The following is an 11,657-nucleotide window of genomic DNA, read 5'->3' on the forward strand; positions in this document are numbered from 1 at the left end:
GGCATGGAGCCGATGAATTCGACCCCCCAGTGATCTGCATTTTCTCCTAGCGTGTTCCATAAGTTTCAATTGAATGAGGACAAATGACTGGAATTATGCCCAACACCCAAGCGCAGTCGACGCAGAATCCCCCCGGTGCGGATTTGATCGTAATCAATGCGAAAATCTTCACCAATAACCGCGGACAGGCCGAAGCATCCGCTTTAGCCGTGAAGGACGGCCGCATCTACTCGGTTGGTTCCGATGTAGACATTTTGAGTTTGAAGAATTCAGAAACGAAGATCATCGACGCGCATGGCCGCAGACTCATTCCGGGCATTACCGATGCGCACACTCACGTGCTCAACGAAAGTGGCTACACTTACAATATAAGGTGGGACGGCGTACCTACGCTACGTCACGCGCTGAGCATGCTGCGCGAGCAGGCGGAGCGAACGCCTGAGGGGCACTGGGTCAAAGTGATCGGCGGCTGGTCCCCCTACCAGTTCGAGGAGAACCGGTTCCCTACGATGGACGAGCTGCACGAAGCCGTGCATAACCGTCCGCTGATCGTGCAATACGCCTATAACCGCGCCTTCCTGAACAAGCAGGCGATGGAATTGTTGGGCGTGGGCACCGATCGGTTTCCCGAAGTGCCGGGAACCGAATTCGAGAAGGACGGTCAAGGACATTACACCGGTGTGATCTACGGATACACATTCACCTTCGTCGCCATAGAGACCATGGTCCCGCAACTTTCGTTCGACGAAGAAGTCAGCTCGCTGATCCATACTGTCCACGCCCTGAACCGTTTCGGTGTCACCTCGATCGTGGATGCCGGCGGCAGGAAGGGCTACCCCAGACCCCAAACCACCGTAGACGTCCTGGCCCGCGACAACCGCCTCAACATCCGCATGCCCTTCGTCGACATACAACTCGGCGACGGCAGCCCAATCAATATGGTGGACGCACACATTGAAGCGATCACCAAAACCGCTCCCATCGGCCCAGGCCACAACCTGCACCCGACCCTGGAACATGGCCACGAATATCGTGGCGCCGGCGAAGTGTTGCAGGCGGAAGTGCACGATCATGAGAATTTCGACCGTCCGGCGGTCATCATCGACCCCGACCAGATGCGGCGACACGTCGAGGAAAATGTCACCAAGTTGGTCCGGCGGCGCATCCCTTTCCGCATGCACATCAGCTACAACGAAAACATCACACCGTTCCTTGACGCCTTGGAGAAGATGAACGAAACAACGCCGCTGGACGGTTTGCGATGGAGCATCGAACACGCCGAAACCATCACTCCGGAGAACATTGACCGGGTCAAAAGGCTTGGCGGCGGAATTGCCTTGGACGCCAAAATGGCGCTGCATGGAGATGCGTTCATCAAAACGCACGGCCGCGAAAAGGCTCTGAAAACTCCGCGGCTGCGCCAGCTGGTCGATAGCGAAATCCCTCTCGCCATGACCACCGATGCTTTCCGGGCAGCCACCTTCAACCCGTGGGTAGGCGTCAGCTGGATGGTGTCCGGAAAGTCGACCTCCGGGTCTGAAGTGCTTGCTAAGGGTAATCGCCTGTCCCGCGTCGAGGCACTCAAGCTGTTTACCAGTGGTCCAACTTGGTTCATGAACACAGAATCTGAAATGGGCATGATCGCTCCAGGGAACCTGGCGGATTTTGCACTGTTGGACAGGGACTATTTCACTGTTCCTGAAAATCAGATCAAACATGTTTGCTCCGTCTTGACAGTCCTGGATGGAAGGGTGGTGTTCGGGGCGCAGGACTACAGCACCCTCACGCCGCGTCTTCCCGATATCCTGCCCGCTTGGTCACCCGTCAAATATTTCGGGGGCTATCACCACGGAGCCGAGTAAGCCAACGCTTGAGTGGCGGCTCCTCGGCCGCCACTCACAGCATGCGACTTGCGCAAGCTATTGGGGCGGGAACTGTGATGAGCCCGTCCGGCCGGGGCTGCTTCGGCAAAAGAGCTGGCGAATCCGGCGAAGTAGGCCCGCACACCCGGCCCCAGGGGGCGTTGCGTGATTGGGGTTCGTCCGGATCGCCGGGCTGGTTGGGAGTCGCGTCGGACGTCCCGGTTCGGGCAGGGGCGGACGCAGTACAGGCACCCGAGAGGTGTTCGCGGGCGCCGCTACCAGCTGTCCGCCCTGGTCACCGCAGCCGCGGCAAGTGTGCTGGCCCGCGCCCGGTCACTCCCCGCGATCACCGAGTGGATCGCCGACGCCCCTGTCCGGGCCTGCCGGGCCCTCGGCTTCCCCCTTGGACCCACTGAGCGTTTTCAGAGTGGCCACCGATGGGGTGACAGCGGCGAGGGCGCAACGCACGAGGCACCCGTGCCGTTGAGGGAGGTGTTCGAATTCTCAACTCATCAGTGCAAGTGCCTCGTTGGTCTCCTGTCCTGCCGCACTCGACCTGCCCCATGCGCTGGTCGAGTGGGTCACCATGCTCATCGTCACCCGCGAGGGTGAGCGCCGTTGCAAGCTCCCGCCGCACCAACGCGCGCTCGTCGGTCTGGTGGACCTGCGCAAGCACGACACCCTGGCCCAGATGTCCGCCGGCTTCGGCATCCCGGTCGGCACCGCCCACGCCTACACCACTGCGGTGATCGACCTCCTCGCCACCCGGGCGCCCGGTCCACTCAAGGTCCTGCGCGAGCACGGACCGGAGTACGTCCTGCTGTCCCTGGGGTTGCGACAGCCGCCGGATGCCCAAAACGTGCAGGTCAGAGGGTGATCACTCCCTGAGCGGGGCAGAACCCGGCGTACAGCCCGACTCGTCTGCCGCCACCAGCGGCTTCGCCTCAAGAAGGGGCTCTGCGTCGTGCCCGTCACCCTCGCCTCGCTCTTGATGCGGGCGTGACATCCGAAGGCTCTCTCCGGACCGACGGCGTGCTCTCGGGGCTGGTGTACACGCAGGTACCGAAGTCGCTCCACCCCCGCTGGAGCTCATCCCAGTCACCATGGCCGTAGTAGCCGGTGTCGGCTTCGCTCAGGGTCACGCCGCCGTCCTTCTGACGGCCGATGTAATCCCTGTATCCTCCGTCTCCGGCAGACTGGAACACGTGCAGTTCGGCGCGCCCGTCCTGGTCCTCGTCGGTCGCACGCACCGCGGCGACGAAAAACGAGACCTCAACGCGGATGGTGCCGCTCCGGCTGCCACTCAGGTCCCGGGCGAGCGGTCCGTAGCGCACCTCATGCACGAGCAGGTTGGAGCGGGGGTTGTCCCCGATGTCCTCCTGGCTGCGGAACAACGCCAGATCGATATAGCCGTCGCCGTCGAAGTCGCCGAACGTGCCCCTGGTCTCCAGGTCTGACGTCAGCAGGCCACGGACCTTCTGCCATACGCCGAGAGCCTCGCCGACACCGACCTCGATACGGTCATCGGCCCGGCTGAAGAGCACGGAACCCTTTCCCGAGCGGTCGGGGTCGTGTATCTCGTCCAGCCGCCCGTCCGCGTCCACGTCGGCGGTCAGGCTGGTGTTGTCGGTGTCGGAGCACACCACGGCCGGTGCGTGATCACCGGGCTCGGGCCCGGAACAGAGGGCGAGTGTCGTGGCGACCGCGGCCAGAGCGGCTCCCGTGCCGATGACGAGCCGCCTTCGCCCGCGTGTGTACGGTCGTCTCAGCCGGGCGGTGAACACGCTGCTGACACTGCCCTGTTGTGGGCTCCCGGGTTCCGCCATGGCGGGATTCTAGTAGGGCTTGGTCAGGTCGGTGGTGGTGGTGCGTGTCCTGCGGGCCCGGTGTGGCGTTGAGAGTGTGTAACTGACCGGCGCGGTGTCCGTCCCGCACCCCCATACCCTGCGCCGTCTCCTCGTCCAGTTGGACAGTGACGCCCTCGACCAGGCAATCGGAGCCTTCCTGGCCGCCCGTACCACCCCAAGCGGTCCAAAGACCGTCGCCTTCGCTCACCTCGACTACCGCGACGCACGCCAGGCCCTACAAGTCGTGCGCTGGAGAAAGGACTTCACCAGCGGCAGGCTCACCATCGAGCGCGTCCACCTGATCACCGGCCTGCCGCCCGGCACAGCGACCGGCCCCCAGCTCGCGGCCTGGATCAGAGGGCACTGGAAGATTGAAAATCTCCTGCACCACGTCCGCGACCGCACTTTCCGCGAGGATGACTCCAAGATCCATGTCGGTCGCCTCCCACGCGTCATGGCCGGCCTGCGCAACCTTGCCATCGGCGTCCACCGTCAGGACGGTCGCACCAACATCGCCGCCGCCCTCCGCTACACCGTCCGCGACTCTCGCAGATCCCTGACCGCCCTCGGCCTCACCGGATGAATCCGGACAGATCCCGATCATGCAAGGGCCCCTGGGTGGTCCGGGGCTTGAGCTTCGGGGGTCGAGCTCTGCTTGTGAGGAGTGGTTGGTTCTTGTTTCCCACCCACCCTCCCTACCCCGGGTGTTGACTTTTCGCGATCGGGTTGCCACGCAGGGTGAGATCCGTCTAGCGTGCCCCTGAACGAAAAAACGGCCTCCGCCCGGTGTTAGCGCACCTGACGGAGACCTCACCAGCTAGATCATCGAGGCGATCTTTGTGGCTGCTCCGCAGTTTAGTATTGCGCCGCCGCGCGTGCACACCGCTTCCCATCCGATGGCCAGTGCCGGGTACGGCAAGCGTTCGGCCGCCGGTCAACCGGCGTCCTCTCCAGACGACTTCGCGCTCCTGCCGGGGCGTGAGGCGGCCATCGCCGGGTTCATCGACCGGCTGCCCGACGGGGCCGATATCTCGGTGAAAGCCCTGGCCAAGGTGATGGAGTACGGGCAGTGCGCCTTACGGACGGCCCTCAACTTCCTTGAGCGGGCCGGACATCTCCTCCGGCGGCGTGAGTTCCTGGTGGGGACGGGCGGTGGACGGTGGGTCACCCGTACGTGGTTCTCGCGCGCCGCCCGGGGTGATGATTCCTGGGGTGCGGGGGTCGATGCGACCGTCGCGGCACCGGACCAGGCGCCGGTTTCGGCCCCGGCTCCTGGCCCGGCACCGGCCCCGGCGCCCGGCACGCGGGCGGGGCGGTCACGTGGGTATCTCGTGCTCGCCTCCGTCGGGCGGCGGTGTCCCGCGCTGTCGCTGTCCGCCGCCGACTGCGCGGCGCTGGAAGCGCTGGCCGCCGAGTGGTTCGTACGCGGGGCCGGTGAGGAGGATGTGCTGCGCGCCCTCACCGACGGGCTGCCCGTGCCCGTACACCACGCCGCCGGGCTCGTACGGTCCCGGCTCACCGCCAAGCTGCCGCCCGAGCCGGCGGATACGCCGGTGGTATCGCATCGGGCGGCACCGGCCAGGGTGGAGTGCGGCACTTGTCAGGCGCCGGGGCAGCCGGAAGCGCTGGTCGACGGGGAGTGCGGCACCTGCCGGGGCGCGCCCGCAGCCGTACGCCATCCCGCCGTGCTGCCACCGGACCGGGTCCGGGCCCTCGCCGCCGAGGCACGGAGCGCCGCCGCGCGCGGGTGAACGCGCGGCGGCCCGTCACCCGCGTACGGCGGGAAGGGGCGCGGGTGCCCCCCTCGCCCCGTCAGAGGTTGCCGCGCTTCTCCTGCTCGCGCTCGATCGCCTCGAAGAGCGCCTTGAAGTTGCCCTTCCCGAAGCCCATCGAGCCGTGCCGCTCGATCATCTCGAAGAAGACGGTCGGCCGGTCCTGGACCGGCTTGGTGAAGATCTGGAGCAGATAGCCGTCCTCGTCACGGTCGACCAGGATCTTCAGCTCACGCAGCGTGTCGACGGGCACCCGGGTCTCCCCCGCCCACTCGCCGAGGGTGTCGTAGTACGAGTCCGGGGTGTCCAGGAACTGCACCCCGGCGGCCCGCATCGTCCGTACGGAGGCGACGATGTCGTTGGTGGCGAGCGCGATGTGCTGGACGCCGGCCCCGCCGTAGAACTCCAGGTACTCGTCGATCTGCGACTTCTTCTTGGCGATCGCGGGCTCGTTGATCGGGAACTTCACCTTGAGGGTGCCGTCGGCGACGACCTTCGACATCAGCGCCGAGTACTCGGTGGCGATGTCGTCCCCCACGAACTCCTTCATGTTCGTGAAGCCCATGACCTTGTTGTAGAAGCCCACCCACTCGTTCATCCTGCCGAGTTCGACATTGCCCACGCAGTGGTCGACGGCCTGGAAGGTGCGCTTGGCGGGGGGCGCGACGATCGGGTCCGCCGCGCCGAAGCCGGGCAGGTACGGGCCTTCGTAGCCGGAGCGGTCGACCAGGGTGTGACGGGTCTTGCCGTACGTGGCGATCGCGGCCAGGACGACGGTGCCGTGCGCGTCCTTTATCTCGTACGGCTCCTGGAGGCCGTGGGCGCCGTGCTCGGTGGCGTAGGCGTACGCGGCGCGCGCGTCCGGGACCTCGATCGCGAGGTCCACGACGCCGTCGCCGTGCTCGGCGACATGGGCGGCGAGGAAGCGGCCCCACTCGGTGGACGGCTTGATGACGGACGTGAACACGAAGCGGGCGGAACCGTTGGTCAGGACGTAACTCGCGGTCTCGCGGCTGCCGTTCTCCGGGCCCGCGTAGGCGACGAGCTTCATGCCGAAGGCCGTGGAGTAGTAGTGCGCGGCCTGCTTGGCGTTGCCGACGGCGAAGACGACCGCGTCCATTCCCCTGACCGGGAAGGGATCGGCCTCGCGCGCGGTGTCGGGCGCCGGGTCGGGGGTGGTGCCGGGGGTGCCGAGAGTGCTGTGCGTCGAGGTGTCAGCCATGGGGCCAGCGTCACCCCGTTCCACAAGGTGCGCAACAGTTCGCGTTTTCCCTGGGCATTCTGTACAGCGGATGGCCAGAATGACGGGACGATCCGCACAGGATGACCATGCTGGAGGAGGGAGACGGACGATGGGTATCGACGGGCTCGACGGCAGGCTGATCGTGCTCCTGGCGCAGGAACCCCGGATCGGGGTGCTGGAGGCGTCGCGCCGGCTCGGCGTGGCGCGCGGGACCGTACAGGCGCGGCTCGACCGGCTCCAGTCGAACGGGGTCATCCGGGGGTTCGGCCCGGCGGTCGACCCGGCGGCGCTCGGCTATCCCGTCACCGCCTTCGCCACGCTGGAGATCAAACAGGGGCAGGGCACGGATGTACGGGCCCATCTGTCGGGCGTCCCCGAGGTGCTGGAACTGCACACCACCACCGGCGAGGGGGACATGCTCTGCCGCCTGGTCGCCCGCTCCAACGCCGATCTCCAGCGGGTGATCGACCGGGTCGTCGGCTTCGAGGGGATCGTCCGGGCGGCCACGGCGATCGTCATGGAGAACCCGGTGCCGCTGCGGATCATCCCGCTGGTGGAGCAGGCGGCGCGGGACGACTGAGGGAGCGGGATCAAGCCACAAAGACTCCGTTGCAAAGAACATGTTGCAACGGAGTCTTTGCATGCTTACGCTGACACCATGCCCGAGCACGAAGAGCACCGCGAGCGCGAAGAGCACGAGCACAAGCCCAGGCACGAAGAGGCACAGCCGAAGCAGCCGCAGGAACATCGCGAGCGCACTCTGGACGCGCGGTCGCTCCGCGGTCTCGCCCATCCGCTGCGCATCCGGCTGCTGGGCGTCCTCCGCCACGACGGCCCCGCCACCGCCTCCCAACTCGCCACCCGGCTGGGCGAGTCCAGCGGCGCCACCAGCTACCACCTGCGCCAGCTCGCCGCGAACGGCTTCGTCGAGGACGACCCGACGCGGGGCAAGGGCCGCGAGCGGTGGTGGAAAGCCGCCCAGGAGGGGACGCGGTTCGGCGAGGACCTGCACGCGAACACCGATCCGGAGGTGCGCGGCGCCGTCAACCTGTTCCTGCACGAGGTGGCCACCATCCACACCCAGGAACTCACCACATGGCTGGGCACCGCGGGCGACTGGCCGCTGGAGTGGTCGCAGGCGGCCGACATGAGTGACTTCACCCTGCGCCTGACACCGCAGCAGCTCACCGAGTTGAACGAGGAACTGCACGCGGTCGCCGAACGCTACCGCCGGATCGGGCCCGCCGCCGAGGACGCCCCGCAGGTCCGCGTACACCTGCACTCCTTTCCGCGCCGCGGCTCGGCGGACTGAAGCAGACCTCAGGGGGGATCCACCATGCACGCCGACATCCATCTCACACTGCACACCCTGCGCTCCGCCGAACTGCGGCGGGAGGCCACGGAGTTCCGGCAGGCCACGGAGTTCCGGCAGCCCGCCGAGTTCCGGGAAGCCGCCGGTCCCCGCCGGGCCCGTACGGACCTGCGTACCCGACTGGGCTGGTCTCTGGTCGAGTTGGGGCTGCGCCTCGTCAACCGCCCGGTGGCGCGCACGAGAACGCACCTCGCGTGAGCGGGCCCGAGGACCCACGGGACGAGCCGCCCGGTGACAAGGGCCCCCGCGACCGGTGGCCCTTCTTCGCCACCCTCGCCGCCAACACCGTCTCCATAGCGGGGAGTTCGCTCACCCTGATCGGGGTGCCCTGGTTCGTCCTCCAGACGACCGGGAGCGCGGCCGACGCCGGGATCGTCGCCTTCTGCGCGACGCTGCCGGTCGTCGTCTCCGCGATCGTCGGCGGCCCGGTCATCGACCGGATCGGGCGGCGGCGGGTCTCCGTCGTCTCCGACCTGGTGTGCGGCCTCGCCGTGGCCGCGATCCCGCTGCTGGACTACGCGGGCGTGCTGGAGTTCTGGATGCTGTGCGCGCTGATGGCCGTCAGCGGCCTCGTCCACACTCCGGGGCTCACCGCCCGCTACGTCCTGCTGCCCGACCTCGCCGAGCGCGCCGGGACGACCCTGCCGCGCGCCGCGAGCCTGTACGACGCGGCCTCGCGGGGAGCGCGCATGATCGGCGCCGCGCTGGCCGGCGTACTGATCGCGGTGGTGGGCGCGGAGGCGGTGCTGCTGCTGGACGCCGTGACCTTCGCGGGGTCCGCGGCGCTGATCGCCGCCGGGCTGCGAAGGGTCCGCTCGGCGGAGCCGCAGCGTCTCGCCCCGGTCTCGCTCACCACGTACCGCACCGAACTGCGTGAGGGATACGCCTTCCTGGTCCGTACGCGACTACTGCTGGGCATCACGCTGATGGTGATGGTCACCAACGGCCTGGACCAGGGCTGGAGTTCGGTCCTGCTGCCGGTGCACGCCCGGGACGAGCTGGGCGGCTCGGCCGATCTCGGCCTGCTCACCGCCGTGTTCGGGGGCGCCGCGCTGCTGGGGGCCCTGCTGTACGGGGCGTACGGGGAGCGCTTCCCGCGCCGCGCCGTGTTCGCGGGTGCCTTTCTGCTCTGCGGGGCACCGCGGTTCGTGGTGGCGGCGCTGACGGACGGGACCGTACCGCTGGCCGTGACCATGGCCGCGGGCGGTTTCGCGGCAGGCGTGCTCAACCCGATCCTCACCACCGTGATCTACGAGCGGGTGCCGGACGCGCTGCGCAGCCGGGTGTCCAGTGTGACCACGGCCGGGGTCGAGCTGACGATGCCGCTCGGCGGGCTGGCCGCGGGCCTGCTGGTCGAGCGGGCGGGACTGGGCCACGCGCTGCTGGCCGTCGGCGCGGTCTATCTGCTGGCGACGTTGAGCCCGCTGGTCTTCCCGGCCTGGCGGTCCATGGAACGCGCCCCCGACCAGGGGACACACGCACCGGACACACCGGACACGCGGGGCACCGGGGAGGTCAGCAGCTCGGGACCTGGTCCTTCCGCCCCTGCTCCAGCGCCGTGAGCGACGACACCGCGCCCTTCAGCGTCGAGACCGGCACCAGCAGCATCCCCTTCGGCAGCTCGGCCTGAGCGTCCGCGCACTCCGCCTTCGGTACGAGGAAGACGGTCGCCCCGTCCCGCCCCGCCGCCTGGGTCTTCAGGGCCACCCCGCCGACCGGGCCGACCTCGCCGCCGTCGGTGATCGTCCCCGTACCGGCGATGGTGCGGCCACCGGTCAGATCGCCGCCCGCGCCGTCGCCGTCGAGCTTGTCGACGATGCCGAGCGCGAAGAGCAGCCCGGCGCTGGGGCCGCCCACGTCGGCGAGGTGGAGGCTGATGTCGATCGTCGCCGGGTCCTTGCCGAGCAGGCCGAGGGCGGCCGTCGTCGCCGAGTTCTGCGACTGGATCATGTCCTGGGTGTTGTGCTTCTGGACCTGCTGGTCGGTCTTGCCCGAGGGGTAGACCGCCTCGCGCGGCAGCACGGCCCGGTCCGCGCGGAACCAGCCCTCGGCCACATCGCCGAAGTCGACGTCGGTGGACGGCCCCGTCGCCTCGATCGTCGTCATCCGCAACTGGCCCTGGGTCTTGCGGGTGGGCGCGCCGCTGATGGTGATGACCGGCCGGTCCTTGTTCGTGCCGAGGACGTCCGCGGTCATCCCGGGCTGCGCCACGGCGTACGGCAGGGGCGCGACGCCGACGACGACGAAGAGCGCGACGATCGGGACGGCGCAGAGGACGAGGACACCGGGACGCGAGAGGCGAGAGAACTTCGGGAGACGAGAGAACACGATCTCAATGTATCTGCCGCGCGCCCTCGCCCTTCCGCCAGCGCGGAGCCCCTCCGCCGGCACGGAGCCCGTCCCTCAGCGCGGAGCCCCTCCGCCGGCGCGCAGCCCGTCCCTCAGCGCAGAGCCCCTCCGCCGGCGCGCAGCCCGTCCCTCAGCGCAGCGCGTCCGCCACCTCGCGGGCGGCGTCGACCACCCGCGGACCGACCCGTTCCGGTACGGCGTCCGCGAGCATCACCACACCCACGCTCCCCTCGATCCCGGTCACCCCGACCAGCGCCGCCGCGGCCCCGCTCGCGCCCGCCTCCAGCTCGCCGCTGGTGAGGGTGCAGCGGGGCTCGGTGGGGGCGCCCTGCCGGGCGGCGAGGATCGCCTTGCCGGCCGCGCCGCGGTCCAGCGGATGGCGGAATCCGGCCCGGTAGGCGACGTGGTAGTCGGTCCAGGTCGGCTCCACGACGGCGACGGCCAGCGCCTCCGCCCCGTCCACGAGCGTCAGGTGCGCGGTCGCGCCGATGTCCTCGGCGAGCGCCCGCAACGCGGGCAGCGCTGCTTCCCGTACCAGCGGATGCACCTGACGGCCCAGGCGCAGCACCCCGAGGCCCACCCTGGCCCGGCCGCCGAGGTCACGGCGTACGAGCGTGTGCTGTTCGAGGGTGGCGAGCAACCGGTAGACGACAGTCCGGTTGACCCCGAGTTTGGTGGACAGCTCGGTGACGGTCAGCCCGTGGTCGGTGTCGGCGAGCAGCTTGAGGACGCGCAGTCCCCGGTCGAGCGTCTGGGAGGTCTCCGCGGTCACGACGCCCTCTCCTTCGGTGTGAGTTCGGAGCGAGTTCGGACGAGGTCTCCGCTGGTCGAGCGAAGCCGAGACCTCGGGGAAGAGTGACGACGGCGCTCTCCTTGCCCTGGAGCTTCTGCCGCGCCGGGTCCCGTTCCGGCGCCGCGTGGAGAGGCCACCGGCGGGCCATGGCACCACCGGCTGCGCTACGCGGCGGAGTTGCCACGGAGCGTTCACATTGCGGGGACAGTAACCATCGGTACCGCTCAGCGGAAGCCCTCGTCCAGAATCCGGGCATGAGAGGCGAGTCAATCCGCGTTAACGGTAAATGTCCGGCCGGATGGTGACGTTACGTATTGACTTACGATCCGTGGAGTGACGAACGAGGGCGGACGGGGGCGGGTAGGGGCTCCGAACAGCAGTCGTGGCCGCTGCCCGGATCCGGGCAGCGGCCACGCTTG

Annotated in this window: 11 protein-coding genes and 1 pseudogene; 8 read left to right on the forward strand and 4 right to left on the reverse strand. The window is 68.4% G+C overall.

Annotation, left to right across the window (positions count from 1 at the left end; translation table 11 throughout):
• The first annotated feature begins 83 nt into the window (after positions 1-83).
• Complete coding sequence (locus tag ACIBJC_RS34990) at positions 84-1,862, forward strand: amidohydrolase (RefSeq protein ID WP_399299593.1); 1,779 nt, start codon at positions 84-86, stop codon at positions 1,860-1,862.
• Between the two features lie 529 nt (positions 1,863-2,391).
• A pseudogene (locus ACIBJC_RS34995) lies at positions 2,392-2,685 on the forward strand (transposase family protein); the annotation flags it as partial.
• 148 nt (positions 2,686-2,833) lie between these two features.
• Here ACIBJC_RS34995 and ACIBJC_RS35000 read toward each other — a convergent pair.
• The gene (locus ACIBJC_RS35000) at positions 2,834-3,646 is read right to left on the reverse strand and encodes a hypothetical protein (protein WP_399299595.1); all 813 of its coding nucleotides are present in this window, start codon (positions 3,644-3,646) and stop codon (positions 2,834-2,836) included.
• 181 nt (positions 3,647-3,827) lie between these two features.
• Between ACIBJC_RS35000 and ACIBJC_RS35005 the strand changes: the two genes are divergently transcribed.
• Positions 3,828-4,292 (forward strand): hypothetical protein, encoded by a 465-nt coding sequence (locus ACIBJC_RS35005; protein WP_399299597.1) that lies wholly within the window; start codon positions 3,828-3,830, stop codon positions 4,290-4,292.
• 292 nt (positions 4,293-4,584) lie between these two features.
• The gene (locus ACIBJC_RS35010; RefSeq protein ID WP_399299599.1) at positions 4,585-5,460 is read left to right on the forward strand and encodes a hypothetical protein; all 876 of its coding nucleotides are present in this window, start codon (positions 4,585-4,587) and stop codon (positions 5,458-5,460) included.
• 61 nt (positions 5,461-5,521) lie between these two features.
• Here the strand turns inward: ACIBJC_RS35010 and hppD are convergent, their stop codons facing one another.
• Positions 5,522-6,703, reverse strand: coding sequence for a 4-hydroxyphenylpyruvate dioxygenase (gene hppD, locus ACIBJC_RS35015; RefSeq protein ID WP_399299602.1), 1,182 nt, complete (start codon positions 6,701-6,703; stop codon positions 5,522-5,524).
• 130 nt (positions 6,704-6,833) lie between these two features.
• Between hppD and ACIBJC_RS35020 the strand changes: the two genes are divergently transcribed.
• The 4 genes from ACIBJC_RS35020 to ACIBJC_RS35035 all read left to right on the forward strand — a co-directional run bounded on the left by ACIBJC_RS35020 (position 6,834) and on the right by ACIBJC_RS35035 (position 9,658).
• Positions 6,834-7,304 carry an Lrp/AsnC family transcriptional regulator gene (locus ACIBJC_RS35020; protein ID WP_399299604.1) on the forward strand — a complete coding sequence of 157 codons (471 nt, stop codon included), beginning with the start codon at positions 6,834-6,836 and terminating at the stop codon, positions 7,302-7,304.
• A gap of 78 nt (positions 7,305-7,382) precedes the next feature.
• Positions 7,383-8,036 carry an ArsR/SmtB family transcription factor gene (locus ACIBJC_RS35025; protein ID WP_399299607.1) on the forward strand — a complete coding sequence of 218 codons (654 nt, stop codon included), beginning with the start codon at positions 7,383-7,385 and terminating at the stop codon, positions 8,034-8,036.
• 24 nt (positions 8,037-8,060) lie between these two features.
• Positions 8,061-8,294 carry a hypothetical protein gene (locus ACIBJC_RS35030; protein WP_399299609.1) on the forward strand — a complete coding sequence of 78 codons (234 nt, stop codon included), beginning with the start codon at positions 8,061-8,063 and terminating at the stop codon, positions 8,292-8,294.
• Entirely contained in the window at positions 8,291-9,658 is a 1,368-nt protein-coding gene (locus ACIBJC_RS35035; RefSeq protein ID WP_399299612.1) for an MFS transporter, read from the forward strand. Before ACIBJC_RS35030 ends, ACIBJC_RS35035 begins: the two co-directional genes overlap by 4 nt.
• Here ACIBJC_RS35035 and ACIBJC_RS35040 read toward each other — a convergent pair.
• Both ACIBJC_RS35040 and ACIBJC_RS35045 read right to left on the reverse strand, forming a co-directional pair.
• Positions 9,612-10,424: a S16 family serine protease gene (locus ACIBJC_RS35040; RefSeq protein WP_399299615.1), complete on the reverse strand. Its 813-nt coding sequence runs from the start codon at positions 10,422-10,424 to the stop codon at positions 9,612-9,614. The genes ACIBJC_RS35035 and ACIBJC_RS35040 overlap by 47 nt on opposite strands.
• Positions 10,425-10,575: 151 nt before the next feature.
• Positions 10,576-11,217 carry a helix-turn-helix domain-containing protein gene (locus ACIBJC_RS35045; RefSeq protein WP_399299618.1) on the reverse strand — a complete coding sequence of 214 codons (642 nt, stop codon included), beginning with the start codon at positions 11,215-11,217 and terminating at the stop codon, positions 10,576-10,578.
• Positions 11,218-11,657: the final 440 nt, after the last annotated feature.

The organism is Streptomyces sp. NPDC050509, assembly GCF_044457965.1.
Classification (GTDB): Bacteria; Actinomycetota; Actinomycetes; order Streptomycetales; family Streptomycetaceae; genus Streptomyces.